Origin of the sequence: Mesorhizobium sp. B2-1-3, from assembly GCF_006442495.1 — a bacterium.
Lineage (GTDB): Bacteria > Pseudomonadota > Alphaproteobacteria > Rhizobiales > Rhizobiaceae > Mesorhizobium.
This window is the reverse complement of the sequence record NZ_VFWL01000011.1, coordinates 115385-141693: the sequence shown is the minus strand read 5'-3', so window position 1 is coordinate 141693 and position 26309 is coordinate 115385. Positions and strand designations below refer to the sequence as shown.

Here is a 26309-nt window from a genome sequence, read left to right as displayed (position 1 = left end):
TGATTCTAATTGCTTAGTCGCATGCCAGCTATGCAATTTCGACATGGCGGAACACGTTCTCACGTGTTAGCCTCCCCAAAATCAGTGGGGAGAGCTGATCTCCCCTGAGCAGATTTCATCTTGCTCGAGCAGATTTCATCTTGCTCGAAATGTCCGCGAAGAGACGCCAACAGGGAGTGATGCATGGCAACCGCAGCCAGGAAAGCGCCTGCCAAATCGAAATCCGACGGCAAATCGGGCCTTTCCGCGCCCAAACCAGTGGAATTCACCAAGGACGAGGAGCTCGCCGCCTACCGGCACATGCTGCTTATTCGCCGTTTCGAGGAAAAGGCCGGCCAGCTTTACGGGATGGGCTTCATCGGCGGCTTCTGCCATCTCTACATCGGCCAGGAAGCGGTCGTCACCGGTATGAAGATGGCGCTGATCGACGGTGACCAGATGATCACGGCCTACCGCGACCACGGTCATATGTTGGCGATGGAACTGTCGCCGCGTGGCGTCATGGCCGAACTGACCGGCCGCCGAGGCGGCCTGTCGAAGGGCAAGGGCGGCTCCATGCACATGTTCTCCAAGGAGAAGCATTTCTACGGTGGCCACGGCATCGTCGGCGCGCAGGTGTCGCTCGGCACGGGCCTGGCCTTCGCCAACCGCTATCGCGGCAACAACAATGTCACGCTGACCTATTTCGGGGACGGGGCCGCAAACCAGGGCCAGGTCTACGAAAGCTTCAACATGGCCTCGCTTTGGAAGCTGCCGGTGATCTACATCATCGAGAACAACCGCTATGCCATGGGCACCTCGGTATCGCGCTCCTCGGCGGAGACCGACTTCTCGAATCGCGGCGCCTCGTTCAAGATTCCCGGTATCCAGGTCGACGGCATGGACGTGCGTGCTGTCAAGGCCGCCGGCGATCTCGCTACCGAATGGTGCCGTGCCGGCAATGGGCCGCTGATCCTCGAAATGCAGACTTACCGCTATCGGGGCCATTCGATGTCCGACCCGGCGAAATACCGCTCCAAGGAAGAAGTGCAGAAGATGCGCTCCGAGCATGACCCGATCGAGCAGGTCAAAGCGCGGCTGATCCAGAAGAAGTGGGCAAGCGAGGACGAATTGAAGACCATCGACAAGGAGGTTCGCGACGTCGTCGCCGATGCCGCCGAGTTTGCCCAGCACGACGCCGAGCCGGATCCGTCCGAGCTCTGGACCGACATCGTATTGTAACGGGAGGGCAAGGACATGCCGATCGAAATTCTCATGCCCGCCCTTTCGCCGACCATGGAAGAGGGCAATCTTTCCAAGTGGTTGAAGAACGAGGGCGACAAGGTCGTCGCCGGCGACGTCATCGCCGAGATCGAAACCGACAAGGCGACGATGGAAGTCGAAGCTGTCGATGAGGGCACGCTTGCCAAGATCGTGGTTCCCGCAGGCACCGAAGGCGTCAAGGTCAACGCGGTGATCGCCGTGCTGGCTGTCGATGGCGAAGACGTCGACAAGGCCGGCGAAGGCATCGGTGAAGAGCCCGCCAAGACTGAGGCAAAGGCGCCGACACCGGCACCCGCTGCGGCCAAGAGCGAGGCAGCGGCGCCTGTGGCGGCCGCGCCGAAGACGGAAGTCGCCGCCGATCCTGACATACCCGCCGGGACCGAGATGGTCTCGACCACGGTGCGCGAAGCGCTGCGCGATGCGATGGCGGAGGAAATGCGCCGCGACGGCGATGTCTTCGTCATGGGCGAGGAAGTTGCCGAGTACCAGGGCGCCTACAAGATCACCCAAGGCCTGCTGCAGGAGTTCGGACCGCGTCGCGTCGTCGACACGCCGATCACCGAGCACGGCTTTGCCGGCGTCGGGGTCGGTGCGGCGATGGCTGGGCTGAAGCCGATCGTCGAATTCATGACCTTCAACTTCGCCATGCAGGCGATCGACCAGATCGTCAACTCGGCCGCCAAGACGCTCTACATGTCCGGCGGACAGATGGGCGCGCCGATCGTCTTCCGCGGGCCGAACGGCGCGGCGGCTCGCGTCGCCGCCCAGCATTCTCAGTGCTACGCCGCCTGGTACAGCCACATACCAGGCCTGAAGGTGGTGATGCCTTATACCGCCGCCGACGCCAAGGGACTGCTCAAGGCGGCGATCCGCGATCCGAACCCGGTCATCTTCCTCGAAAACGAAATCCTCTACGGCCAGTCCTTCGACGTGCCGAAGCTGGACGACTTCGTGCTGCCGATCGGCAAGGCGCGCATCCACAAATCAGGCAAGGACGTCACCATCGTCTCCTTCGGCATTGGCATGACCTATGCGGTCAAGGCCGAAGCGGAACTGCGCGGCATGGGCATCGACGCGGAGATTATCGATCTCAGGACCATCCGTCCGCTCGACTTCGACACCATCATCGCCTCGGTGAAGAAGACCAACCGGCTGGTCGTGGTGGAAGAAGGCTTCCCGCAGAACTCGGTCGGCGACCATGTCGCCAACCAGGTGTCGCAGCGAGCCTTCGATTTCCTCGACGCGCCGGTCATCACCATCGCCGGCAAGGACGTGCCGATGCCCTATGCGGCCAATCTCGAAAAGCTGGCTTTGCCGAATGTCGGCGAGGTCATCGAGGCCGTCAAAGCCGTCTCATATCGCTGAACCGGGCGGGAGGACACAATGCCAATCAACATCACCATGCCGGCCCTCTCGCCCACCATGGAAGAGGGCAATCTGTCGAAGTGGCTCGTGAAGGAGGGCGACAAGGTTTCGCCCGGCGATGTCATTGCCGAGATCGAGACCGACAAGGCGACGATGGAAGTCGAAGCCGTCGATGAGGGCACGGTGGCGAAACTGGTCGTTCCCGCCGGCACCGAAGGCGTCAAGGTCAATGCGCTGATCGCCGTGCTTGCCGCCGAGGGTGAGGACGCAAGTGCCGCCGCGAAAAGCGGTGGCGATGCCGCACCGGCGAAAGCGGAGCCTCCCAAGGCTGAGACATCGAAGACCGAGACTCCCACCTCTCCGTCCGATGGGGGAGGTCGCGCCGCGGGTGAACCCACCGCCGCGCCCCCCACCCCGGCCGGAAGGCCTGCCGACCCTCCCCACAAGGGGGAGGGTGAAGGGCGCACCTTTGCTTCGCCGCTCGCGCGCCGTATTGCCAAAGAGGCGGGCGTCGATGTGTCTGCCGTGACCGGCACCGGCCCGCATGGCCGGGTGGTGAGGGCCGATGTCGATGCCGCCATAGCCGGCGGCGGCGCCAAGGCGGCACCCGCTGCCAAAGCTCCGGCTGGCGCGCCGGCCGCTGCTCCCGCGCCGGTAAAGGCGATGTCGGACGATCAGGTGCTGCGCCTGTTCGAGGAAGGCTCCTACGAGCTGGTGCCGCACGACAATATGCGCAAGACCATCGCGCGGCGGCTGGTCGAGGCCAAGACCACCATCCCGCATTTCTACCTGACGCTCGACTGCGAGCTCGATGCGCTGCTTTCGCTGCGCACGCAGCTCAATGCGGCCGCACCGGTAAAGAAGACCGACAAGGGCGAGGCGCCCGCCTACAAGCTGTCGGTCAACGACATGGTGATCAAGGCGATGGCCATGGCCCTGAAAGCGGTGCCGGATGCCAATGCCTCGTGGACCGAAAGCGCCATGGTCAAGCACAGGCATGCCGATGTCGGCGTTGCCGTCTCGATCCCCGGCGGCCTGATCACGCCGATCATCCGCAAGGCGGACGAAAAGACGCTGTCGGTGATCTCCAACGAGATGAAGGACCTGGCCAGCCGCGCGCGCAGTCGCAAGCTGAAGCCGGAAGAGTATCAAGGCGGCACCACGGCGGTGTCGAACCTTGGCATGTTCGGCATCAAGGATTTCGCCGCCGTCATCAACCCGCCGCATGCGACGATCCTGGCGGTGGGCGCCGGCGAGGAGCGGGCGGTGGCCAAGAACGGCGAGATCAGAATCGCCACGGTGATGTCGGTGACGCTGTCGACCGACCATCGCGCCGTCGACGGAGCGCTTGGCGCCGAACTGCTGGTAGCCTTCAAGAAGCTGATCGAGAACCCGATGGGCATGCTGGTGTAGGAAGAACAAGGCGGTGCGGAAATTCTTCACCGGCCTCTTCGCCGGCGGCTTGGAGGCGCAGGAATTCGCCGTCGTCACCAATGCCGAGGAAGAATACTCCCTCGCAAGGGCGGGTTGAGCAAGATGAAGACGGTTCTTTGCTACGGCGACTCGCTGACCTGGGGCTACAATGCCGAGGGTGGCCGCCATGCGCTTGAGGATCGCTGGCCAAGCGTGCTGCAGGCTGGGCTCGGTGACGGCGTGCATGTCATTGCCGAGGGGCTAAATGGCCGCACAACGGCGTTCGACGATCACCTGGCAGGCGCCGACCGCAATGGCGCAAGAACGCTGCCGACGGTGCTGACCACGCATGCGCCGATCGACGTCATCGTCATCATGCTCGGCGCCAACGACATGAAGCCCTGGATCCACGGCAATCCCGTTGCGGCCAAACAAGGCATCCAGCGCCTGATCGACATCGTGCGCGGCCACGACTATCCGTTCGACTGGCCGCCGCCGCAGATCCTCATCGTCTCGCCGCCTCTCGTCAGTCGCACCGAAGATGCCGAGTTCAAGGCGATGTTTGCCGGCGGCGACGATGCCTCCAAAGAGCTTGCGCCGCAATATTCCACGCTTGCCGATGAGGCTGGCTGCGGCTTCTTCGATGCCGGCACGGTGGCCAAGACCACGCCGCTCGACGGCGTCCATCTCGATGCCGAAAATACGCGAAACATCGGCGAGGCGTTGACGCCGCTCATGCGCGTCATGCTGGAATTGTGATTGAAGGAGAAAAACCGTGGCTGAGAACTACGACGTCATCATCATCGGCTCCGGTCCCGGCGGCTATGTCACGGCAGTGCGTTCCGCGCAGCTCGGTTTCAAGACGGCGATCGTCGAGCGCGAGCATCTCGGCGGCATTTGCCTGAACTGGGGCTGCATTCCGACCAAGGCGTTGCTGCGTTCGGCCGAGATCATGCATTATTCGGATCATCTGAAGGACTATGGACTGAAGCTCAACGGCAAGGTCAGCGTCGACACGTCGGCCGTCGTCGACCGCTCGCGCAAGGTTTCGCTGCGGCTCAATGGCGGCGTCGCCTTCCTGATGAAGAAGAACAAGGTCGACGTCATCTGGGGCGAGGCCAAGCTGACAAAACCGGGCGAGATCGTCGTCTCCAAGACGGCCAAGAAGCCGATGGAGCCGCAGCCGCCTGTGCCGAAAGGCGTCAAGGGCGAGGGCACCTACACCGCCAAGCACATCATACTGGCGACCGGCGCCCGGCCGCGGGCGCTGCCGGGCATCGAGCCGGACGGCAAGCTGATCTGGACCTATTTCGAGGCCATGGTGCCCAAGGAAATGCCGAAGTCGCTGCTGGTGATGGGTTCGGGCGCCATCGGCATCGAATTCGCCTCGTTCTACCGCACCATGGGCGCCGACGTGACCGTCGTCGAACTGCTGCCGGCCGTGATGCCGGTCGAGGACGCCGAGGTGTCGAAATTCGCCCAGAAGCAGTTCGAGAAGCAGGGCATGAAAATCATTCTCGAAGCCAAGGTAACCAAGGTCGAGAAAGGCGCCAACTCGATCACCGCGCATGTCGAGATGAAGGACGGCAAGGTGGAGAAGATCACGGCCGATCGCATGATCTCGGCCGTCGGCGTGCAAGGCAATATCGAGGGCCTCGGCCTGGAGACGCTTGGCGTGAAGACGGAGCGCGGCTGCGTCGTCGTCGACGGCTACGGTAAGACCAATGTGTCCGGCATCTACGCCATCGGCGATGTCGCCGGCCCGCCGATGCTCGCCCACAAGGCCGAGCATGAAGGCGTCGTCTGCGTCGAGAAGATCGCCAATTTCCCCGGCGTGCACGCCACCGACAAGCTGAAGATCCCTGGCTGCACCTATTGCAATCCGCAGGTCGCTTCGGTCGGCCTGACGGAAGCGAAAGCCAAGGCCGAGGGCAAGGACGTCAGGGTCGGCCGCTTCCAGTTCGCCGCCAATGGCAAGGCCATCGCGCTCGGCGAGGACCAGGGCTTCATCAAGACCATCTTCGACAAGAACACCGGCCAACTGCTTGGCGCCCACATGGTGGGCGCCGAAGTGACCGAACTGATCCAGGGTTTTGTCGTTGCGATGAACCTCGAGACGACCGAGGAAGAACTGATGCACACGATCTTCCCGCACCCGACGCTGTCGGAGATGATGAAGGAAAGCGTACTCGACGCCTATGGCCGTGCGTTGAACGCATGATAGATTGGCCGCACGAGACTCAGACGCGAAAGCCGCAGGAGCTCGACGGCAAGTTAGTTCGTTTCCGGATGCGTTTTTTCTCAAGCAAGGAGAGGGCATATGGACGTGAATGGCGTGGGCTGGATCGCAGCCATCATCATCGGCGGCCTGGCGGGCTGGTTTGCCGAAATGGTCATGAAGAGCAATACCGGCGTCTTGATGAACATCATCTTAGGTATTGCCGGCGCAGTGGTGCTGAACGCGATCCTGCGAGCCTTGAACATCGGCGTATTTGGCGTCGGCTGGACCGCTTACCTGATCACCGGTTTCATCGGCGCCTGCCTGCTGATCTGGGCCGGGCGTCTGGTGCGCCGTTAGTCGGTATCGTTTCCGCCATGCGAAAACGGTTGTGGCGGCATGTACCGCCGCAGCCTTTTTCTTTGTGCTGAAAAGTCCTAGATGACGTGTAAGTGACGATCGCCGGCGGCGATCGCAAAGAAAACCAGGGTTCCGATGGTCACCGTCCTCGACACGATCGCCAATGCGCCGCGGCTGCGGCATCCGGAGAAGGCGCACAAGCCCGACCAGGACGTGCTGCGCAAGCCTGACTGGATCCGCGTCAAGGCGCCTGTGTCGAAAGGCTATGCCGAAACCCGCGAGATCGTGAAATCGCACAAGCTGGTGACGGTCTGCGAGGAGGCCGGCTGCCCGAACATCGGCGAGTGCTGGGACAAGAAGCACGCCACCTTCATGATCATGGGCGAGATCTGCACACGTGCCTGCGCCTTCTGCAACGTCGCCACCGGCATCCCGACCGCGCTCGACCCGGAGGAGCCGGCACGGGTCGCCCACGCGGTCAAGCAGATGGGCCTCAGCCACGTCGTCATCACCTCTGTCGACCGCGACGACCTCGCTGATGGCGGCGCGCAGCATTTCGCCGACGTCATCCGTGCGATCCGCGCAGCGACGCCCTCGACCACGATCGAGATCCTGACGCCTGATTTCCTACGCAAGGACGGCGCCCTGGAGATCGTCGTGGCCGCCAAGCCGGACGTGTTCAATCACAATTTGGAAACCGTGCCGTCGAACTACCTGACGGTCCGGCCAGGCGCCCGCTATTTCCATTCGATCAGGCTGTTGCAGCGGGTAAAGGAGCTCGACCCTTCGATCTTTACCAAGTCCGGCATCATGGTTGGACTGGGCGAGGAGCGGAACGAAATCCTGCAGCTGATGGACGATCTGCGTTCAGCCAATGTCGACTTCATGACCATCGGCCAGTATCTGCAGCCATCGAAAAAGCACCACCCGGTGATCCGCTTCGTCACCCCGGAGGAGTTCAAGTCCTTCGAGACGATCGGGAAGACCAAGGGCTTCCTGCTGGTGGCGTCGAGCCCGCTGACCCGCTCCTCGCACCATGCCGGCGACGACTTCGCCAGGCTGCGCGCCGCGCGCGAAGCGCAGCTCGAGAAATCGCTCTGATGCATGTCGCCCAAAAGTGACCTCGGGTTTTGGGAGAACGACATGCACGAAAACAAAGACTCTAAAGCGCGTCGCATGAGTCTGTGTCGACGCGACGCGCTTTAGAGCCGGGTTCATGCCGAAATTCGAAGCCACCCGCCGCGTTTCCCACACGCCGGAACAGATGTTCGCCTTGGTCGCCGACATCGAAGCTTATCCGCAATTCCTGCCGCTTTGCGAGGCACTGACGGTGCGCTCGCGCAAGGAGCGTGACGGGCGCACTATCCTCGTCGCCGATATGAGCATCGGCTACAAGGCGATCCGCGAGACCTTCACGACGCAGGTGCTGCTAAAGCCCGACGAGCGTGCGATCGACGTCAAGTACATCGACGGTCCGTTCAAATATCTGACCAATGTCTGGCGATTCGACCCTGCCGACGGCGGCTGCGCGGTCTGCTTCTTCATCGACTACGAGTTCAAGAGCCGCATTCTGGGCGCCCTGATGGGCACGATGTTCGACCGTGCCTTCCGCATGTTCTCCGAAGCCTTCGAAAAGCGTGCTGATGTCATCTACGGTGCAAGACCGGCGTGAGCATGCCCAAGCGCGTGCAATCCCAGCTTGAGTGCATGGCTGACGGTCTCCTGGCGAATGAAATCACGGCCTTCATCGGCGAACAGCACGCGCTCGGCCGTCACCGGCCGGCCGCTTAGGCCAATCCCGAACCAGACCAGGCCGACCGGTTTTTCCGGCGAGCCGCCGCCCGGTCCGGCAATGCCGGTAACGGCGAGGCTGAGCCCGGCACGGGAGCGCGCCAGCGCGCCGGTTGCCATTTCGATCGCTGTCACGCGTGAAACCGCGCCATGAGCCTCCAGCGTGGCGGCGGAAACCCCGAGCATGTCCATCTTGGCTTCATTGGAATAGGTGATGAAGCCGCGATCGACCACGGCGGAAGAGCCGGCGATGTCGGTCAGCGCGGCGATGATCATGCCGCCGGTGCAGCTTTCCGCCGTCGCAAGCATGATGCCGCGCTTCTGGCAGGCTTGCAGCAATGCATTTGCCAGTTCGCTGTTGCTCATTCCGGCACCTCGCCGGGAAACACCACGCTCGCCGTGGCGATCGCCGCAATGCCTTCCTCGCGGCCGACGAAACCGAGCTTCTCGTTGGTTGTCGCCTTGATGGAGATGCGGTCGGCAGAGATGGCCAGCATCTGCGACAGGGCAGCCGTCATCGCCTCGCGATGTGGGCCGACGCGTGGCGCCTCGCAGATCAGCGTGATGTCGGCATTGGCTATGCGGCCGCCGCGCGCGCGCACCAGCTTTGCCGCATGTTCTACGAAAATCCGGGAGGCAGTACCCTTCCACTGCGGGTCGGAGGGTGGGAAATGCGTGCCGATATCGCCGGCGCCGCAGGTCGCCAGCAGCGCATCGGTAAGGGCATGGAGCCCGACATCGGCATCGGAATGGCCGGACAGTTTCTTGTCATGCGGAATGGCGATGCCGCATAGCGTGACGTGGTCGCCGGGCTCGAACGCGTGGACGTCGTAGCCATTGCCGGTTCTAATATCGGGAAAGCGCATGCGCTCGCTGGAAAGTCGTTGGTCCGCCATGGCGATGTCCCGTGCCCAGGTGAGTTTGACGTTGTCCGGTGAGCCGGGAACGAGTTTGACCGGCATCTGCATCCACTCGGCGATCGCGGCGTCGTCGGTAAAGTCGGTTTTGCCGCTGTTATAGGCTTCCTCATGCATGGCCATAATCGCCAGGAATGGGAAACCCTGCGGCGTTTGCGCCGCGTGAAGCCCGCTCCGGGAAACCGTTTCGGCGACCATCCCGGCGGCGGATTCGCGTTTCAGCGTATCGGCGACGGGCAGCGCCGGGAGCGCACCCTCGCGCTCGCCGATGGCTGCGATCGTGCGGTCGATCAGGTCCGCGTCGACGAAGGGGCGCGCCGCGTCGTGGATGAGAACCTTGTCCGGTGCGTGGCTTCTCAACGCCTGCAGTCCGAGTCGAACCGAGTCTTGCCTGGTGGGGCCACCCGCAATTGCCGTGACGCGATTGGAGTGTGCGCCGACGGCATGTCGAAAAAGTTCGTGATCCTCGGCGTGTATTGCCACGACGAGCGGGCCGATACGCGGATGCGCCAGGAAAATATCGATGACGTGGGCGATTACGGCGCGACCGCCGATCTGCTGATATTGCTTCGGGCCATCGGCCTGTCCGGCACGCGCGCCGCGGCCGGCCGCAACAATAACCACCGCGACCTTGCCGTTCGCCTCCAAAGCCTGATTTTCGCTCGCGTCAGTCATGCCGATTGGCTTAGCGCACGATCCCCAAAAGTGTAATCGGTTTTCGGAGAGATTGTAGGCCGAACAGGAAGCCCTAAAAGGTCCATTGCGTGTTCGTGCAAGGCGCGGCGCTTTGCTCGGGACTGCAGCCGAGCTCGGCATTTCCCAATTGCGCCGTAATGTGCGTCATTCCGCGTTGCACATTGCGGCCGATATGGCTAGAGAATGTGCAGCAAATGAACATGCTTGGTTTTTGTGCATGCTTGACCTGACCAAATTGGCCGCACCTCTCGACGTCGGCGGCGTGAGTATCCGCAATCGCGTGTTCCTCGCGCCGATGTCGGGAATTACCGACGAGCCGTTCCGGCGACGCGCCCATGCGCATGGCGCCGGCCTGGTCGTATCCGAAATGGTGGCAAGCGGCGAGCTCGCCAAAGGCAGGGCCGGATGCGACCTGCGCATACGTCATTCGGGCCTGCCCGTCCATATGGTGCAGCTTGCCGGCCGCGAGGCGGCACACATGGCGGAAGGCGCACGCATCGCCGTCGGCGAGGGCGCCGACGTCATCGACATCAATATGGGTTGCCCCGCCAAGAAGGTGACCGGCGGCTATGCCGGCTCGGCACTGATGCAAGATCTCGATCATGCACTGTCGCTGGTCGACGCCGTGGTCGGCGCGGTCGGTGTGCCGGTGACGCTGAAGATGCGGCTCGGCTGGGACGAAACGGCGCTCAACGCGCCTGACCTGGCGCGCCGTGCCGAGCAGGCGGGCGTCAAGATGGTGACAGTGCACGGCCGCACGCGCTGCCAGTTCTATCAGGGCAAGGCTGATTGGCGCGCAATAGCCTGCGTCAAGGCTGCCGTGTCGATCCCGGTCGTCGCCAATGGCGATGTGTCTTCGCCTGCGCAAGCAGCCGCTGTTCTGGAGCAATCCGGCGCCGATGCGGTGATGGTGGGCCGCGCCCACTACGGCGCGCCCTGGACCGCCGGAACCATCGCGGCCGCGGCGGCAGGCGAGCTTGCCCGGCTACCGGAAAGCGCTGCGGAACTGACCGACTACATCATTGCCCATTACGAGGACATGCTTGCGCTCTACGGCGTCGAGAGCGGCCTGCGCCAGGCGCGCAAGCACCTCGGCTGGTATCTGGACCGCCATGCCGGCGCCCTTGCCGGCGAAAGGCGCAAGGCCATTCTCACGTCTTTCGACCCCGCGCGGACGATTATCTTGCTTCGCGACGTGTTTTCGGCCGCCGAGCAAACACCCATGCGGAGCGCCGCATGAACGCCTCCGTCAGCCAGGGCCCGGAAATGGCGGATGCTGCCCAGATCGTGCTCAACACCATCCGCCGTCCGGTCATCATGATCAGTTCGGAGGGGTTCATCACCTTCGCCAACGCCGATGCGGAGGACTTCTTCCGCTCAAGCGCGACGATGCTCGCCCGCAACACGCTGTCAAAGCTCATTCCCTTCGGCAGCCCGTTGCTGACACTGGTTGACCAGGTGCGCGAGCGCGGGGCCCCCGTCAACGAGTACCGGGTCGACGTGTCGTCTCCGCGTCTCGGCATCGAGAAGGTGGTCGATCTCTATGTCGCCCCGGTGCCGGAGTTTCCAGGCTCCGTCGTGGTGATGTTCCAGGAACGGTCGATGGCCGACAAGATCGACCGGCAGATGACGCACCGCGGCGCGGCGCGCTCGGTGACCGGTCTGGCGGCGATGCTGGCTCACGAGATCAAGAACCCGCTCTCCGGCATCAGGGGCGCTGCCCAGCTGCTTGAACTGTCCGCTTCCGACGAGGATCGCGCGCTGACGCGGCTGATCACCGACGAGACCGACCGCATCGTGTCGCTGGTCGATCGCATGGAGGTGTTTTCCGACGAGCGGCCGATTGACCGCTACCCCGTTAACATCCATGTCGTACTCGACCATGTGAAGGCGATCGCGAAGAACGGTTTCGCAAAAAAAATCAAGATATTGGAGGATTATGATCCTTCATTGCCTCCGGTTTTCGCCAACCGCGACCAGCTCATCCAGGTGTTCCTCAACCTGGTCAAGAACGCCGCCGAGGCGATCGGCGGCGATCCCCAAGGTGAAATCGTCCTGTCGACGGCCTTCCGGCCGGGCATTCGCGTTTCGGTTCCAGGCACTCAGGATCGCGTGTCGCTGCCGCTCGAGTTCTGCGTGCGCGACAACGGTTCCGGCGTCTCGGAGGATATCCTGCCGATCCTGTTCGATCCCTTCATCACCACCAAGCCGAACGGCTCGGGACTGGGCCTCGCGCTGGTGGCCAAGATCGTCGGCGAGCATGGCGGCATCATCGAATGCGAATCGACGCCGCGCGCGACAATGTTCCGCATCCTGATGCCGGCCTGGAAGGAAACGGCGCTCGGCACCGATGAAGACGCTGAAGGAGACCGCAAATGACCGTTCGCGGCAATATTCTCGTCGCCGACGACGATGCGGCGATCCGTACGGTCCTCAACCAGGCCCTTTCGCGTGTCGGCCATGAGGTGCGCGTGACCTCCAATGCCTCGACGCTGTGGCGCTGGGTGGCGGCGGGCGAGGGCGATCTCGTCATCACCGACGTGGTGATGCCGGACGAGAACGCATTCGACATGCTGCCGCGCATCAAGAAAGCTCGGCCGGAGCTGCCCGTCATCGTCATGAGCGCCCAGAATACGTTCATGACGGCGATCCGTGCCTCCGAGACCGGCGCCTACGAATATCTGCCGAAGCCGTTCGATCTCACCGAGCTCCTCAACATCGTCAACCGGGCGCTGTCGGAGCCGCGGCGCCCCAAGATCGACCCGCGGCCAGAAGAGCAGCCCGAGACGATGCCGCTGGTCGGCCGCTCGGCCGCCATGCAGGACATCTATCGCATGCTGGCGCGCATGATGCAGACCGACCTGACGGTGATGATTTCGGGCGAATCGGGCACCGGCAAGGAGCTGGTGGCGCGTGCGCTGCACGAATATGGCCGCCGCCGTGGCGGCCCTTTCGTTGCCATCAACATGGCGGCCATCCCGCGCGACCTGATCGAGTCGGAACTGTTCGGCCATGAGAAGGGCGCCTTCACCGGTGCGCAGAACCGCTCAACCGGCCGCTTCGAACAGGCCGAAGGTGGCACGCTGTTCCTTGACGAGATCGGCGACATGCCGATGGAAGCGCAGACGCGCCTGCTGCGCGTGCTTCAGCAGGGCGAATACACGACCGTCGGCGGCCGCACGCCGATCAAGACCGACGTGCGCATCGTCGCCGCCACCAACAAGGATTTGCGCACGCTGATCAACCAGGGGCTCTTCCGCGAGGATCTTTTCTATCGCCTCAATGTCGTGCCCCTCAGGCTCCCGGCACTGCGCGAGCGCTCCGAGGACGTGCCGGACCTCGTCCGGCACTTCTTCAAGCTCGGCGAGATGGAGGGTCTCCAGACCAAGCGTATCTCGTCGGGCGGCATCGAATTGATGAAGCGCTATCCCTGGCCGGGCAATGTGCGCGAACTGGAAAACCTGGTCCGCAGGCTCGCCGCGCTCTATTCGCAGGACGAGATTTCCGCCGAGATCATCGAGGCGGAACTCAAGACCGGCGAGCGTCCCGTGGTGCCGGGCGGCGGCAACCTTATTCCCGACGACCTGTCCATCGGCCAGGCGGTCGAGCATTTCCTGCAGCGCTATTTCACCTCGTTTGCCGGCGAATTGCCGCCTGCCGGGCTGTACCAGCGCATTCTCTCGGAGGTCGAATATCCGCTGGTGCTGGCCTCGATGACCGCGACGCGCGGCAACCAGATCAAAGCCGCGGAACTGCTGGGGCTCAACCGCAACACGCTGCGCAAGAAGATTCGCGAACTCGGCGTCAACGTCTACAAATCGTCGCGCCAAGCCTGAGCCGGGATAGAGCCGAAGCGCTTTTCCGGGGGACTGTCCGCGAAAGATTTCCGTCCAGGCCACACTTGTTGCATAATCGCCACAATGCGTTGCATAGATCCGACGCAATCACTGGCTCTAGACGGCGACATGGCTTCGCAGGCTCCGACACCGAACGAACCGCTTTTCAACGACCCCGGCACGCGTGACGGGCGCCGGCTGCTGGCGCTGCCCGGCGTGGTGGCGGTCGTCGGTGCGCTGGTCATGGCGGCCATTTCGTTCGCGATCCTGGTCGGCGCGACGCCGATTGCGCCCGATGCCAGGACAACCTGGGCGCTGATCGCGCTCAACGCCATCTTCGTCCTGTTGCTGATCGCACTGATCGGCCGGGAGGTGCATCGCATCGTCATGGCGCGCCGGCATGGCAAGGCAGCCTCGCGGCTGCATGTGCGCATCGTGGCTATGTTCGCGCTCGTCGCCGCCATCCCCGCCATCATGGTGGCCATCATCGCATCGATCACGCTCGATATCGGCCTCGACCGCTGGTTCGAGATTCGCACCAAGACGATCGTCAATTCGTCGCTTTCCATCGCCGATGCCTATGTGCAGGAAAACGCGCGCAACCTGCAGGGCACGACGCTGTCGATGGCCTATGACCTCGACGCGTCGCGCACGCTTTACGGCCTCGACCGAACTGGCTTCCTCGATCTGATGAGCAAGGAGGCGGTGGGCCGCTCGCTGGCGCATGCCGCGCTGATCAAGCCCGACGGCTCCTTCGTGATGAGTGCCAAGACCGATGCCGACTTCGCCATGCCGGAACCGCCGGAGGGAGCGGTCGCCAGCGCCACCGACGGCAAGCCGGTTCTGATCGAGCCGCGCACGCGCAACATCATGGGCGCCATCGTCAAGCTGCGTGAGATCGAGGGGCTCTACCTCTACACGATCCGGCTGGTCGATCCCGAGGTGATAAAGGCGCGCCAGATCGTCAGATCGAACACCGACGAATATCGCAATCTCGAAGACAACAGGCGCACTTCGCAGGTGGCTTTCGCGTTGCCTTATCTGTCGTTGACTTTGATTATCATCCTGTCGGCAATCTGGACCGGCATTGCCGTGGCCGACCGGCTGGTGCGGCCGATTCGTCAGCTCATCGGCGCTGCCGACGAGGTCGCGACCGGCAATCTCGACGTCGCCGTGCCGGTGCGCCCGTCCGACGGCGACGTTGCCTCGCTCGGCAATACTTTCAACAAGATGCTGCAGGAATTGAAATCGCAGCGCAACGAGATCCTGTCGGCCAAGGATCTGATCGACGAGCGACGGCGCTTTTCGGAAGCGGTGCTGGCCGGTGTCACCGCCGGCGTCATCGGCGTCGATCCTTATGGCATCGTCACCATCGTGAACCGCTCGGCCGAGTCCATGCTGGCCATTTCGGCCAGTGCGGCGCTCGGGCAGAACCTTTCCGCCATTCTGCCGCATGTCGGCCGCGTCTTCGAGATCGGCCGCCAATCGGGCAAGCCCGTCTATCGCGAGCAGGTGACGTTTTTCCGCGCCGGCACGGAGCGGACTTTCAACGTGCAGATCACCATCGAGGCCGGCGATAACGGCACGGAGGAGAAATCCTACGTCGTGACGGTCGATGACATCACCGATCTGGTCCAGGCGCAGCGCTCCTCTGCCTGGGCCGATGTGGCGCGCCGCATCGCCCATGAGATTAAAAACCCGCTGACGCCGATCCAGCTTTCAGCCGAGCGCATCAAGCGCCGCTACGGCAAGGTCATCACTGAGGACCGCGAGGTGTTCGACCAGTGCACCGACACCATCATCCGGCAGGTCGAGGATATTGGTCGCATGGTCGACGAATTCTCCGCTTTCGCGCGCATGCCGAAGCCCGAGATGAAGTCCATAGACCTGCGTGAATCCCTGCGCGAGGCCTCCTTCCTGGTCGAGGTGAGCCGTTCCGACATCACGTTCGAGCGCATATTCGGCAACGAACCGCTCAAGGGTACTTTCGACAGCCGCTTGTTGGCGCAGGCTTTCGGCAACGTGATCAAGAACGCTGCCGAAGCGATCGACGGGCTGGAACAGAAGGACGGTTCGCACGGCATAATCCGGATTCAAGCCGGACGTCAGAATGGCGCGATTCGCATCGACGTCATCGACAATGGCAAAGGCCTGCCGCGGGAGAATCGTCAGCGGCTGTTGGAGCCCTACATGACCACGCGTGAGAAGGGCACGGGCCTCGGTCTCGCCATCGTCAAGAAGATCGTGGAGGACCATGGCGGCAGGCTGGAGCTCCACGATGCGCCTGCGGATTTCCATGGCGGGCGCGGCGCGATGATCAGCATCATCCTGCCACCTGCGGCCGTGGCGCCAGCGCGCGGCGAAAGCAGGACGGAACACGAAAGAGAAACTGAAAAGGTCGGTAATGGCGTCTGATATTCTGATCGTCGATGACGAGGAAGACATCCGTGAACTCGTCGCAGGCATACTGAGCGACGAAGGTCACGAAACCCGCACGGCATCCGATGCCGACACCGCGCTGGCGGCCATCGCCGACCGAGCGCCGCGGCTGATTTTCCTCGACATCTGGTTGCAGGGTTCGCGCCTGGACGGCCTGGCTTTGCTGGACGAGATCAAGACCATGCACCCCAACCTGCCGGTGGTAATGATTTCGGGCCATGGCAACATCGAGACCGCGGTCTCCGCCATCAGACGCGGCGCCTATGACTTCATCGAGAAGCCCTTCAAGGCGGACAGGCTGATTCTGATTGCCGAGCGTGCGCTGGAAACCTCCAAGCTGAGGCGCGAGGTTTCCGATCTCAAGCTGCGCAGCGGCGAGACCTTCGACCTGATCGGCATGTCGTCGGCGATGAGCCAGTTGCGCCAGACCATCGAGCGCGTCGCGCCGACCAACAGCCGCGTCATGATCATTGGGCCCTCCGGATCTGGCAAGGAGCTGGCCGCGCGCGCCATCCACACGCTGTCGGCACGCAAGAGCGCGCCTTTCGTGACGCTGAGCGCCGCCAACATCACGCCCGAACGCATGGAGATCGAACTGTTCGGCACCGAATCGAACGGCGTCGAGCGCAAGGTCGGCGCCCTGGAGGAAGCCCATCGCGGCATCCTCTACATCGATGAGGTGGCCGACATGCCGCGCGAGACGCAGAACAAGATCCTGCGTGTGCTGGTCGAACAGCAGTTCGAGCGCGTCGGCGGCACCAAACGGGTCAAGGTCGATGTCCGCATCATCTCCTCGACGTCGCAGAACCTGGAGGCGATGATCGCCGATGGCCGTTTCCGCGAGGATCTTTACCATCGCCTTGCGGTGGTACCGGTGACGGTGCCGGGACTTGCCGAGCGGCGCGAGGACATTCCTTATCTCGTTGACAATTTCATGAAGCAGATCGCCCGTCAGGCCGGCATCAAGCCGCGCCGCATCGGCGATGACGCCATGGCGGTGCTGCAGGCGCACAATTGGCCAGGCAATGTTCGCCAATTGCGCAACAATGTCGAACGGCTGATGATCCTGGCGCGCGGCGAGGATGTCGATGCGCCGATCACCGCCGACCTGTTGCCATCCGAAATCGGCGATGTCATGCCCCGCACGCCGAACCAGTCGGACCAGCACATCATGGCGCTGCCGCTGCGCGAGGCGCGCGAACAATTCGAGAAGGACTATCTGATCGCCCAGATCAACCGGTTCGGCGGCAACATTTCGAAAACGGCCGAGTTCATCGGCATGGAGCGTTCCGCCCTGCACCGCAAGCTGAAGTCGCTCGGCGTCTGATCTGATGTCTTGAGCGGTTCGGCGTTTGATGCATCGCCGGCCCGGTTCAATACCTTGCTCAAGCAGTTCCGGCCGGAAGACCGTTACACGCTTCCTGGAATTGCTTCAGTGGCCCACGCGATTATCCATCACTGTTGAGGCGGAATCGCCTAAACAAGCCGAAGCAGATCCCCCGAGGTGACAAATGCCGCGTATTGCCTATGTGAACGGGCGCTACACCGCTCATGCTGATGCCGCTGTGCATATCGAAGACCGCGGCTACCAGTTCGCCGACGGCGTTTACGAGGTCTGCGAAGTGGCGCGCGGCTTCATCGTGGACATGCCGCGTCACCTTGCCCGGCTGAACCGTTCGCTGAGCGAGCTGTCGATCGGCTGGCCCGTCACCCCAGGCGTCCTGCCGCTCATCATGCGCGAAGTGGTCAATCGCAACCATGTCGTCAACGGCCTGGTTTACGTCCAGGTCACACGCGGCGTCGCCAGCCGCGACTTCGCCTTCCCCTCGGCTGATACCAGGCCGTCGCTGGTGATCACCGCCAGGAAGCTGGATCCCGCTGCTGGAGCCAAGCGGGCCGAGACCGGTATCGCCGTCATCACCGTGCCCGAGAATCGCTGGGATCGCGTCGACATCAAGAGCACCGGCCTGCTACCCAATGTGTTGGCCAAGCAGAAGGCCAAGGAAGCTGGCGCGCAGGAAGCCTGGTTCGTGGATACGGACGGCAACGTCAAGGAAGGCGGGTCGTCGAATGCCTGGATCGTCACCAGGGACGGCGTTCTGGTCACAAGGCCCGCCGAGCACGGCATTCTACGCGGCATAACCCGCACCACCATGTTTGAGGTGGCGGCCAAGCTCGGACTCAAGATCGAGGAACGCGGCTTTTCCGTCGCCGAGGCCAAGGCGGCGAGGGAGGCTTTCATCAGTTCCGCGACCACGATTGCCATGCCGGTCGTGGCCATAGACGGCGATCCGATCGCCAACGGCCACCCCGGCTCGATAACACTTTCGTTGCGGCAAGCCTTTTTTGACATTGCGGAAAAAAGTCCAGCCTGATAACCGCACAGGTGGAATGAACATCAATATATCTCGTTCTGCTTGTCGTTACTGACGACAAGACGGTGTTTGCGCGCTTGACATGTGCTGGTTAATTTGGCGCATTGGCCTGCAAACCGAAGGGGATCGGCGAAAGACAAGAACAATGGCGGAACGATCGCAAAACCTTCAGGACCTGTTCCTGAACTCTGTTCGCAAGAGCAAGAACCCGCTCACCATCTTTCTCATCAACGGCGTGAAGCTGACCGGCGTCGTCACTTCATTCGACAATTTCTGCGTCCTGCTGCGCCGCGACGGCCACTCCCAGCTCGTCTACAAGCACGCCATTTCCACGATCATGCCGAGCCAGCCGGTTCAGATGTTCGATGGCGAGGAAAGCCAGGGCGCCTGATTGGCACGTGAGAAGGACCCGGACCGCAGCGTTCGCGGAAAATCAGCACATCAGCCGGGGACGGAGGCCGAGGGTCCGACCCGGGCAGTTGTCATCGTGCCGGTGCTTACCCGCCAGCCGCGCGGCGAGGACGACACCAACCGTCCGCGGCTGACGCGCTCAGCCGAGGCCCGTCACGACGAGGCGGTCGGTCTTGCCCGCGCCATCGATCTCGATCTGATCCACACGGCCGTGGTTACCGTCAACGATCCACGTCCGGCGACCTTGCTCGGCAGCGGCAAGGTCGAGGAGTTGGCGGAGATCGTCAAGGAAGGGCATGCGGAGGTGGTCATCGTCGATCATCCGCTGACGCCGGTGCAGCAGCGCAACCTCGAGAAGGAATTCAACGCCAAGGTGCTGGACCGCACCGGGCTGATCCTCGAGATCTTCGGCGAGCGCGCCCGCACCAAGGAAGGCACGCTGCAGGTCGAGCTTGCCCATCTCAACTACCAGAAGGGCCGGCTGGTGCGCAGCTGGACCCACCTAGAGCGCCAGCGCGGCGGCGCCGGCTTCCTCGGCGGCCCCGGCGAAACCCAGATCGAATCGGACCGGCGCGTCCTGCAGGACAAGATCGTCAAGCTGAAGCACGAGTTGGAGACGGTGCGCCGCACCCGCGACCTGCATCGTGCCAAACGCAAGAAGGTGCCGTTTCCGGTGGTGGCCATCGTCGGCTACACCAATGCCGGAAAATCGACGCTGTTCAACAAGCTGACCGGGGCAGGGGTGCTGGCGCAGGACATGCTGTTCGCCACGCTCGATCCGACGCTGCGCCGCGTGCGGCTGCCGCACGGCACGCCGATCATCCTCTCGGATACGGTCGGCTTCATCTCGGACCTGCCGACGCATCTCATCGCGGCTTTCCGCGCCACGCTTGAAGAGGTGGTCGAGGCGGATCTCATCATCCATTTGCGCGACATCTCCGATCCTGACACATCCGCCCAGGCCGAGGACGTCGAGCGCATCCTGGCCGATCTCGGCGTCGACGCCGGCGATACCAAGCGGGTCATCGAGGTCTGGAACAAGGTCGACCTGCTCGATGAAGGCAATCGCGCACGGCTGCTTGCCGAGAGTACGGATGCCAAGGCGCCTCCCGTCGCCATATCGGCTGTCACGGGCGAAGGCATCGACGCGCTGAACGCGATCATCGAGACACGCATGTCCGGCGAGCTTGAAGATCTGACGGTGACGATCGGGCCGGCGCAGTTCGGCCTTGTCGACTGGCTTTACCGCAATGGCGATGTCGTTTCGCGAACCGACAATGACGACGGCAGCGCCACCATCTCCCTCAAGGCCACGCAAAGTGCCCGCGAAGAGATCGAAAGCAGATTGCGTCGCAAGAATAACGGCTAACGCCAGTTATTTCGCGCTCTTCGCTTCCTGCCAGAGCGCTTCCATTTCGTCCAGATCAGCCTTTTCCAGCGAGCTGCCGGAATTCTCCAGGGCCTGCTCGACATAGTGGAAGCGCGAACGGAATTTCTCGTTGGTGCCGCTTAGCGCTGCTTCCGAATCGAGCCTCAGGTGACGGCCGAGATTCACGACGGCAAACAGCATATCGCCGAATTCATCCTTGATCTCCGCGGTTTGGCCTTTGGCCAGCGCCTCGCGCAATTCGCGGATCTCTTCCTCGATCTTATCGAGGATGGGGGCTGCCTCGCTCCAGTCGAAACCGACGCGGGCGGCCTTCTCCTGAAGCTTCAATGCCCGCGTCAGTGCGGGCAGGGCGACCGGCACGCTGTCCAGAAACCCCTTGCCGTTGTCTTCCGGGTCGAGTCCGCGCGCGAGACGGGCGCTACGCTTCTCGGCCTTCTCTTGTGCCTTGATCTTCTCCCACATGCCCTTGGCCATGCCGGCACTGCGGGCCTGTTCGTCGCCGAAGACGTGTGGATGGCGGCGGATCATCTTCGTGGTGATGGCCTGGACCACGTCGCCGAAAGCGAACTCGCCGGCTTCCTCAGCCATCCGCGCGTGGTACACGACCTGCAAAAGGAGATCGCCGAGTTCGTCGCGCAGATCGTCGAGATCGTCGCGCGCGATGGCGTCGGCCACCTCATAGGCCTCCTCGATCGTGTAAGGCGCGATGGTCGAGAAATCCTGTTCGATATCCCAGGGACAGCCGGTCTTTGGCGCACGCAGCGCCGCCATGATTTCGATCAGGCGCGAAATGTCTTTCGATGGCTTCATGCGGCGGATGCTATCGCGCGGTCCGCCGCGCGGCCAATGCTGTCGGCGAGCGAAGCGGGCTTGTCCACAGTTGCGCCGAACAAGTCCGGTCAGTCGAGCACGGAAACGATCGCCTTGGCGAGCTTGTCCATGCCGTCTTCCGGCAGGCCGGCGACATTGATGCGGCTGTCGCCGACCATGTAGACGCCATATTCCGCGCGCAGCCGTTCGACCTGCGCTTCCGTGAGCCCAAGCCGGGAAAACATGCCGCGATGGCTGGCGACGAAATCGAAGCGGTCGGAATTGGACTGCCGGCGCAGCGCCTCGGCGAATTGCACCCGAAGCCGGAGCATGCGCAGGCGCATCTCCTCGAGCTCGGCTTCCCAGTCCGCGCGCAAGACCGCGTCCTCGAGCACGATGCGCACCGCCGCCGCGCCGTGGTCCGGCGGCATCGAATACATGGCACGAGCCGCCGACAGCATCTGGCCCAGCGCCACGTCGGCCTGCGCGCTGTCCCTGGCCAGGATCATCGCCGCGCCGACACGGTCGCGGTAGACGGCGAAGTTCTTCGAGCAGCTGGACGCGACGACCATTTCCGGAACTTTTTCGGCCAGCAGCCGCAGTCCGGCGGCATCGGCCTCGAGGCCATCGCCAAAGCCCTGATAGGCAATGTCGACAAACGGCAGCAGGCCGCGCTCGACGACGAGATCTGTGACAGCGGCCCACTGCGCGATGTCCAGATTGGCGCCGGTCGGGTTGTGGCAGCAGCCATGCAGCAGCACCACGTCGCCGCGCTTCGCGGTGCGCAGTGCTGCCAGCATGTCGTCGAAGCGAACGGCGCCCGATGTCGCGTCGAAATAGGGATATTCACGGATTCGCAGCCCGGCGGCGCGCATCACTGGCATGTGGTTCGGCCAGGTGGGGTCGGACAACCAGACCGTCGCGTCGGCACGGGTTCGCTTCAAAAGCTCGGCTACCAGCCGCAGCGCGCCGGAGCCGCCCGGCGCCTGCGCAGCACGGATCCGCGTCATGTCTGCATCCGCACCGAAGGCCAGCCTGGCCATCACGGTATTGAACCCGGTGTCGCCGGCGAGGCCGAGATAAGTCTTGGTGTCCTGACCCTGCAGCAGCCGCTTCTCCGCCTCGCGCACGGCCCGCATGACCGGCGTCTTGCCGTCGCGATCCTTGTAGACGCCGACACCGAGGTCGACTTTGTCGGGTCGAGGATCGGCACGATAGAGGCCGATCAGGGCAAGGATCTTGTCGGCGGCAGCCGGCTGAAGGTTTTCAAACATCTGCATGGTTCCGTTGGCGCGGCGGAGTGATACGCAAATCGACCCCCTTGCACCAGCGGTTTTAACTCGCGCCAGCCTGAATCGCATAGCCTGGCATCGCTGCGAGCTACCTCGGCGGCTGCATATCTGCGGCGTTTCGCGAAAAAATCTGCGGGGCCGGGATTAAAACCCCCACATGTTCCGTAAACAGGGCATGAAACGGTCGATGCCACGCTTCGATATCGTCGGACAACTCGGTTCGCTCAGGCGTTACGCGCGCTCGCTGACGCGCGACGGTGCCGATGCCGAGGATCTCGTGCATGACGCTCTTGTGCGCGCCTATGAGCGGCGCGGCACCTTCCGCTCGGGCGGGAACCTGCGAGCCTGGCTGCTGTCCATCGTCCACAACACGTTCGTCGACCGCATGCGGTCGCGCCGCTCGGAGGCAGCGCGCCTCGAACAGGCGGGATACCTTGCGGACGGCAGCGCGCCGGCGCCGCAGGAGCATTCGGTGCGCCTAGGCCAGGTGCGCGATGCTTTTTTCAGCCTGCCCGAAGAACAGCGCTCGGCCCTGCATCTCGTCGCCATTGAGGGCCTTTCCTACAGCCAGGCGGCCGATGCCAGCGGCGTGCCACTCGGAACACTGATGTCGCGCATCGGTAGGGCGCGCGCCGCGCTTCGGGAGATGGAGGAGGGGACTCCGACGAAGGCGAAAAATCACCTCAGGATTGTTGGAGGCCCGTCATGACAGGAACTATCGACCCCGTGACGGACGCCGATCTCGACGCCTATGTCGACGATCAGCTCGACGTCTCGCGCCGTATCGAAGTCGAGGCCTTCCTCTCCGCCCGGCCGGAAGCGGCCGCGCGTGTGATGTCGGATCTCAGGATGCGGGACGAACTGCGCGTGGCGCTGGCCGGATCAGGCGGCATGGCGAGGCCGGTGACGACCGATGCCGCGCGGCGCCTGGAGAGGGGGCTTGCCCGGGGCCGCATCTTCGGCGTCTTGCAACGTGCCGCGGCGGTGGCCGCTTTCGTCGCCGCCGGCTGGCTGGCCAACGGCATTGTCGGGCCGATGTCGGTGACCAGGGTCGTCGCCTCGCCGCAGCCGCCCGCCTATGTCGACGAGGCGGTGCGCGCACACAGGACGACCCTTGTGCGCGAAAGCATGTCTTCGCAGGCCGAGGCGCCAAACTACAATGCCGGCGAAATCCGCGCGGCGACGGCCATCGTCATGCCGTCCTTGCCCAAGGACTGGAAGGTCCGCGACGTGCAGGTCTATCCATCGCGCTTCGGCCCCAGCGTCGAGATGGCGGTCGAGACCAAGGAGATGGGCCTGGTGTCGCTGTTCGCGATACGGCCGGGAACCTTCGACGTGGTCAAGCCGACCGTCGCGCCCTCGGGCGACATTTCCTCGGCCTACTTCCAGATCGGCGAGGTCGCTTATGCGGTGGTTGCGCAAAGCCAGGTCCGTGACCTCGACCGCGCCGCCGAGACGCTTGCGAGAACGCTTTACTGATCCGTTCACAAAGGAGAATGCAAATGAACACGCCCAATCTGGGATACCGCGTCGGCACCGGCGCACAAAGCGGCGCCCTCTATGACGAGGGCCTGCGCCAGCACATGCTGCGCGTCTACAACTATATGGGCCTCGGCCTCGTGGTCACCGGCCTCATCGCGTTCATGGTGTCGTCGACGCCCGCGCTCTACGTGCCAATCTTTTCCAGCCCGCTGAAATGGGTGGTGATGCTGGCGCCGCTCGCCTTCGTCCTGCTGTTCTCGTTCAAGATGCAGACGATGTCGGCGGCAAGCGCGCAGGCGATGTTCTGGGCCTTCTGTGCGGTCATGGGTCTGTCGCTGGCCTCGGTCTTCTTGGTTTTCACCGGAACCAGCATCGCACGCACCTTCTTCATCGCCGCCACCATGTTCGGCGCCACCAGTCTCTACGGTTACACGACCAAGCGTGACCTGACCCAGTTCTCGTCCTTCCTGATCATGGGCCTGATCGGCGTGGTGATCGCCAGCATCGTCAACATCTTCCTCGGCTCGACCGCTTTGCAGTTCGCCATCTCGGTGATCGGCATCGCCGTGTTCATCGGCCTGACCGCCTGGGACACGCAGTCGATCAAGGAACAGTATGCGGAGAACTTCGACGCGGAGTCGCGGCAGAAGCTGGCCGTTTTCGGCGCCTTCTCGCTCTACCTCAACTTCGTCAACATCTTCCAGCTGTTGCTGAACTTCACCGGCGAGCGGGAATAGTCCGAACTGTAGCAGGCAACACCTTGCATCTTGCCGTGGCCGGAGGGAAATCTCCGGCCACTCTTCATTTGAGACGGCGCCTTGCCCGCTTGTGCCATCGCACGTTCATCGTGACTGTGTGAAACGCAATGCAAACCGCCGCCTTGAGTTCACGCCTGGCCATTTGCTAGCCTGCCGGCCAAGCAAAGACAAACCGCGAGAACATATGGCACAGGACAGCCAGACACTTCATGGCGACGACATCTCGGCCGTTATAGTCGGGCAGGGGGCCGAACTGGTCTCGCTGCGGGATGCGGATGGGCTGGAGCTTGTGTGGCAGGCCGGACCGGCCTGGCGCCGTCATTCCCCGGTGTTGTTTCCGATCGTCGGCCGGCTGAAGGGCGACCAACTGCGCCATCGCGGCCAGACCTATTCGATGACGCAGCACGGCTTCGCCCGCGATAAGTCGTTTGCCTGGGCGGAGAGGGGTTCTCGGTCCTGCATGCTGGTGCTCACCGACGACGCGGAGACCCGAACGCACTACCCCTTCGCCTTCCGTCTGGCGGTAACCTACACTCTCGACGGCCGGCAGCTTGGCGTCACGTTCGAGATCACCAACACCGGCGACGAGCCGCTACCGGCGTCGATCGGCATGCGCCGATCCGCCGTCTCAAGGACGGGTTACTGCTGGCGGCAAGGCAGCCGACGCCCATCGAGGGCAACATTCTCGCTTTGTCGGATCGGCTGTTTGACGAGGATGCCTTGATCCTGGACCAGCCTTCCAGCACCGCTGTGCGTTACGGTGCCGATCGTGGTCCGGCGATCGAGATGCATTGGAACGGATTCCGGGAATTGGGCGTCTGGTCAAAGCCGGGCGGCGCGCCATTCCTCTGCATCGAACCCTGGCACGGCCTCGCCAGCCCGGTGGATTTCGATGGCGAATTCGCCGACAAGCCAGGAGTGATGCTGATCGAGCCGGCCGGAAGGCGCGTGCTCGGCTATCGGATCGAACTTCAACCGCAGACGCATTAGCTGAAAGGCTGGCGTCGCGTTCATGGATGGTGGAGTTGTTCGTAAACATCCAGCTCGCTTGATTTGGAGGAATGCAGCATGGACCGATTCACCGGCGGTTGCCTGTGCGGCAACGTCCGAATTGTGGCGACTGGACGCCCATACCGGGTGGGCCTTTGTCACTGTCTCGACTGCCGCAAGCATCACGGGGCGCTTTTTCATGCTTCCGCGATTTTCCCTCAGGATGCGGTGACGATCGATGGCGAAACCCGTGACTACGCCGGGCGGTTCTTCTGTCCCCGTTGCGGCTCGACCATTTTTGGTCGCACCGCCGACGAAATCGAAGTGAACCTGGGATCCCTGGATGCCCCGGACCAACTGACGCCAACGTACGAAAGCTGGATCGTCCGTCGCGAAACCTGGTTGCCGCCGTTTCCGCTCACGAGACGATATGAGCGCGATCGTGACGCCACGGGTCGGTTCGAAGAGTAGGCGGCACGAACGGCGGGAAGGCGCCATGACCA

The 26309-nt window shown here is 63.1% G+C and carries 24 protein-coding genes and 1 pseudogene; 21 read left to right on the top strand and 4 right to left on the bottom strand.

Going from position 1 to position 26309, the window contains the following annotated elements; translation table 11 throughout:
* Positions 1–183: 183 nt before the first annotated feature.
* From pdhA to FJ973_RS19380, 8 genes are all read left to right on the top strand, one after another.
* On the top strand, positions 184–1221 hold the full coding sequence (pdhA, locus tag FJ973_RS19415; protein WP_140525504.1) for a pyruvate dehydrogenase (acetyl-transferring) E1 component subunit alpha: 1038 nt from the start codon (positions 184–186) through the stop codon (positions 1219–1221).
* Positions 1222–1236: 15 nt separating this feature from the next.
* Positions 1237–2628: a pyruvate dehydrogenase complex E1 component subunit beta gene (locus tag FJ973_RS19410; RefSeq protein ID WP_140501348.1), complete on the top strand. Its 1392-nt coding sequence runs from the start codon at positions 1237–1239 to the stop codon at positions 2626–2628.
* An 18-nt stretch (positions 2629–2646) separates the two neighbouring features.
* Positions 2647–4041: a pyruvate dehydrogenase complex dihydrolipoamide acetyltransferase gene (locus tag FJ973_RS19405; protein ID WP_140557258.1), complete on the top strand. Its 1395-nt coding sequence runs from the start codon at positions 2647–2649 to the stop codon at positions 4039–4041.
* Positions 4042–4164: 123 nt separating this feature from the next.
* Positions 4165–4800 carry an SGNH/GDSL hydrolase family protein gene (locus FJ973_RS19400; RefSeq protein ID WP_140557256.1) on the top strand — a complete coding sequence of 212 codons (636 nt, stop codon included), beginning with the start codon at positions 4165–4167 and terminating at the stop codon, positions 4798–4800.
* Between the two features lie 16 nt (positions 4801–4816).
* Positions 4817–6262 (top strand): dihydrolipoyl dehydrogenase, encoded by a 1446-nt coding sequence (gene lpdA / locus FJ973_RS19395; protein ID WP_140557255.1) that lies wholly within the window; start codon positions 4817–4819, stop codon positions 6260–6262.
* Between the two features lie 99 nt (positions 6263–6361).
* Positions 6362–6619, top strand: coding sequence for a GlsB/YeaQ/YmgE family stress response membrane protein (locus FJ973_RS19390; RefSeq protein ID WP_140498561.1), 258 nt, complete (start codon positions 6362–6364; stop codon positions 6617–6619).
* 135 nt (positions 6620–6754) lie between these two features.
* Entirely contained in the window at positions 6755–7720 is a 966-nt protein-coding gene (gene lipA, locus FJ973_RS19385) for a lipoyl synthase (protein WP_140557253.1), read from the top strand.
* Positions 7721–7835: 115 nt separating this feature from the next.
* Entirely contained in the window at positions 7836–8291 is a 456-nt protein-coding gene (locus FJ973_RS19380; protein ID WP_140515423.1) for a type II toxin-antitoxin system RatA family toxin, read from the top strand.
* On the opposite strand, the gene FJ973_RS19375 is transcribed toward FJ973_RS19380, so the two are convergent.
* Together FJ973_RS19375 and FJ973_RS19370 are read right to left on the bottom strand one after the other, a co-directional pair.
* On the bottom strand, positions 8270–8776 hold the full coding sequence (locus FJ973_RS19375) for a CinA family protein (protein WP_140557251.1): 507 nt from the start codon (positions 8774–8776) through the stop codon (positions 8270–8272). The genes FJ973_RS19380 and FJ973_RS19375 overlap by 22 nt on opposite strands.
* Positions 8773–10002, bottom strand: a complete 1230-nt coding sequence (locus FJ973_RS19370; RefSeq protein WP_140557250.1) for a bifunctional 2-C-methyl-D-erythritol 4-phosphate cytidylyltransferase/2-C-methyl-D-erythritol 2,4-cyclodiphosphate synthase — start codon at positions 10000–10002, stop codon at positions 8773–8775. The genes FJ973_RS19375 and FJ973_RS19370 overlap by 4 nt, the downstream gene beginning before the upstream one ends.
* A 238-nt stretch (positions 10003–10240) precedes the next feature.
* Between FJ973_RS19370 and dusB the strand changes: the two genes are divergently transcribed.
* The 8 genes from dusB (at position 10241) to hflX (ending at position 20453) form a co-directional block, all read left to right on the top strand.
* Positions 10241–11263, top strand: a complete 1023-nt coding sequence (gene dusB, locus FJ973_RS19365) for a tRNA dihydrouridine synthase DusB (protein ID WP_140557248.1) — start codon at positions 10241–10243, stop codon at positions 11261–11263.
* Positions 11260–12402, top strand: a complete 1143-nt coding sequence (locus FJ973_RS19360; protein ID WP_140557247.1) for a nitrogen regulation protein NR(II) — start codon at positions 11260–11262, stop codon at positions 12400–12402. The genes dusB and FJ973_RS19360 overlap by 4 nt, the downstream gene beginning before the upstream one ends.
* A complete protein-coding gene (gene ntrC, locus FJ973_RS19355) occupies positions 12399–13859 on the top strand; it encodes a nitrogen regulation protein NR(I) (RefSeq protein WP_140557245.1) in 1461 nt (486 codons plus the stop codon). The genes FJ973_RS19360 and ntrC overlap by 4 nt, the downstream gene beginning before the upstream one ends.
* 129 nt (positions 13860–13988) lie before the next feature.
* Positions 13989–16274 (top strand): PAS domain-containing sensor histidine kinase, encoded by a 2286-nt coding sequence (locus FJ973_RS19350; protein ID WP_181169983.1) that lies wholly within the window; start codon positions 13989–13991, stop codon positions 16272–16274.
* A complete protein-coding gene (locus FJ973_RS19345; RefSeq protein ID WP_140557244.1) occupies positions 16264–17625 on the top strand; it encodes a sigma-54 dependent transcriptional regulator in 1362 nt (453 codons plus the stop codon). Before FJ973_RS19350 ends, FJ973_RS19345 begins: the two co-directional genes overlap by 11 nt.
* Before the next feature lie 184 nt (positions 17626–17809).
* Positions 17810–18673, top strand: a complete 864-nt coding sequence (locus FJ973_RS19340) for a D-amino-acid transaminase (protein ID WP_140557242.1) — start codon at positions 17810–17812, stop codon at positions 18671–18673.
* A gap of 145 nt (positions 18674–18818) precedes the next feature.
* Complete coding sequence (gene hfq / locus FJ973_RS19335) at positions 18819–19064, top strand: RNA chaperone Hfq (RefSeq protein WP_006202172.1); 246 nt, start codon at positions 18819–18821, stop codon at positions 19062–19064.
* Entirely contained in the window at positions 19065–20453 is a 1389-nt protein-coding gene (gene hflX, locus FJ973_RS19330) for a GTPase HflX (RefSeq protein ID WP_140498572.1), read from the top strand. It begins immediately after the preceding gene.
* Positions 20454–20459: 6 nt separating this feature from the next.
* Here the strand turns inward: hflX and mazG are convergent, their stop codons facing one another.
* Both mazG and FJ973_RS19320 read right to left on the bottom strand, forming a co-directional pair.
* Positions 20460–21284, bottom strand: a complete 825-nt coding sequence (gene mazG, locus FJ973_RS19325; protein ID WP_140557241.1) for a nucleoside triphosphate pyrophosphohydrolase — start codon at positions 21282–21284, stop codon at positions 20460–20462.
* Between the two features lie 89 nt (positions 21285–21373).
* Positions 21374–22558, bottom strand: a complete 1185-nt coding sequence (locus FJ973_RS19320; RefSeq protein WP_140525176.1) for an amino acid aminotransferase — start codon at positions 22556–22558, stop codon at positions 21374–21376.
* 205 nt (positions 22559–22763) lie between these two features.
* Here FJ973_RS19320 and FJ973_RS19315 point away from each other — a divergent pair, with 205 nt between their 5' ends.
* From FJ973_RS19315 to FJ973_RS19295, 5 genes and pseudogenes are all read left to right on the top strand, one after another.
* Entirely contained in the window at positions 22764–23285 is a 522-nt protein-coding gene (locus FJ973_RS19315) for a sigma-70 family RNA polymerase sigma factor (RefSeq protein WP_246675104.1), read from the top strand.
* Entirely contained in the window at positions 23282–24055 is a 774-nt protein-coding gene (locus FJ973_RS19310; RefSeq protein WP_140557237.1) for an anti-sigma factor, read from the top strand. The genes FJ973_RS19315 and FJ973_RS19310 overlap by 4 nt, the downstream gene beginning before the upstream one ends.
* A 23-nt stretch (positions 24056–24078) precedes the next feature.
* A complete protein-coding gene (locus FJ973_RS19305) occupies positions 24079–24795 on the top strand; it encodes a Bax inhibitor-1/YccA family protein (RefSeq protein WP_140557236.1) in 717 nt (238 codons plus the stop codon).
* A 205-nt stretch (positions 24796–25000) separates the two neighbouring features.
* Positions 25001–25806, top strand: a pseudogene (locus FJ973_RS19300) (aldose 1-epimerase family protein).
* Between the two features lie 78 nt (positions 25807–25884).
* Positions 25885–26277 carry a GFA family protein gene (locus tag FJ973_RS19295; RefSeq protein WP_140498579.1) on the top strand — a complete coding sequence of 131 codons (393 nt, stop codon included), beginning with the start codon at positions 25885–25887 and terminating at the stop codon, positions 26275–26277.
* Positions 26278–26309: the final 32 nt, after the last annotated feature.

Excerpts from the sequence above, each read along its gene's own strand:
- FJ973_RS19380 (WP_140515423.1), top strand. The coding sequence starts at position 7,836 with ATGCCGAAATTCGAAGCCACCCGCCGCGTTTCCCACACGCCGGAACAG.
- FJ973_RS19340 (WP_140557242.1), top strand. The coding sequence starts at position 17,810 with ATGCCGCGTATTGCCTATGTGAACGGGCGCTACACCGCTCATGCTGAT.
- dusB (WP_140557248.1), top strand. The coding sequence starts at position 10,241 with ATGCTTGACCTGACCAAATTGGCCGCACCTCTCGACGTCGGCGGCGTG.
- FJ973_RS19315 (WP_246675104.1), top strand. The coding sequence starts at position 22,764 with ATGCCACGCTTCGATATCGTCGGACAACTCGGTTCGCTCAGGCGTTAC.
- FJ973_RS19400 (WP_140557256.1), top strand. The coding sequence starts at position 4,165 with ATGAAGACGGTTCTTTGCTACGGCGACTCGCTGACCTGGGGCTACAAT.
- FJ973_RS19345 (WP_140557244.1), top strand. The coding sequence starts at position 16,264 with ATGGCGTCTGATATTCTGATCGTCGATGACGAGGAAGACATCCGTGAA.
- ntrC (WP_140557245.1), top strand. The coding sequence starts at position 12,399 with ATGACCGTTCGCGGCAATATTCTCGTCGCCGACGACGATGCGGCGATC.
- FJ973_RS19305 (WP_140557236.1), top strand. The coding sequence starts at position 24,079 with ATGAACACGCCCAATCTGGGATACCGCGTCGGCACCGGCGCACAAAGC.
- FJ973_RS19410 (WP_140501348.1), top strand. The coding sequence starts at position 1,237 with ATGCCGATCGAAATTCTCATGCCCGCCCTTTCGCCGACCATGGAAGAG.
- FJ973_RS19295 (WP_140498579.1), top strand. The coding sequence starts at position 25,885 with ATGGACCGATTCACCGGCGGTTGCCTGTGCGGCAACGTCCGAATTGTG.
- FJ973_RS19375 (WP_140557251.1), bottom strand. The coding sequence starts at position 8,776 with ATGAGCAACAGCGAACTGGCAAATGCATTGCTGCAAGCCTGCCAGAAG.
- FJ973_RS19405 (WP_140557258.1), top strand. The coding sequence starts at position 2,647 with ATGCCAATCAACATCACCATGCCGGCCCTCTCGCCCACCATGGAAGAG.
- FJ973_RS19360 (WP_140557247.1), top strand. The coding sequence starts at position 11,260 with ATGAACGCCTCCGTCAGCCAGGGCCCGGAAATGGCGGATGCTGCCCAG.
- pdhA (WP_140525504.1), top strand. The coding sequence starts at position 184 with ATGGCAACCGCAGCCAGGAAAGCGCCTGCCAAATCGAAATCCGACGGC.
- FJ973_RS19370 (WP_140557250.1), bottom strand. The coding sequence starts at position 10,002 with ATGACTGACGCGAGCGAAAATCAGGCTTTGGAGGCGAACGGCAAGGTC.
- FJ973_RS19310 (WP_140557237.1), top strand. The coding sequence starts at position 23,282 with ATGACAGGAACTATCGACCCCGTGACGGACGCCGATCTCGACGCCTAT.
- mazG (WP_140557241.1), bottom strand. The coding sequence starts at position 21,284 with ATGAAGCCATCGAAAGACATTTCGCGCCTGATCGAAATCATGGCGGCG.
- FJ973_RS19350 (WP_181169983.1), top strand. The coding sequence starts at position 13,989 with ATGGCTTCGCAGGCTCCGACACCGAACGAACCGCTTTTCAACGACCCC.
- hfq (WP_006202172.1), top strand. The coding sequence starts at position 18,819 with ATGGCGGAACGATCGCAAAACCTTCAGGACCTGTTCCTGAACTCTGTT.
- FJ973_RS19390 (WP_140498561.1), top strand. The coding sequence starts at position 6,362 with ATGGACGTGAATGGCGTGGGCTGGATCGCAGCCATCATCATCGGCGGC.
- FJ973_RS19320 (WP_140525176.1), bottom strand. The coding sequence starts at position 22,558 with ATGTTTGAAAACCTTCAGCCGGCTGCCGCCGACAAGATCCTTGCCCTG.
- lipA (WP_140557253.1), top strand. The coding sequence starts at position 6,755 with ATGGTCACCGTCCTCGACACGATCGCCAATGCGCCGCGGCTGCGGCAT.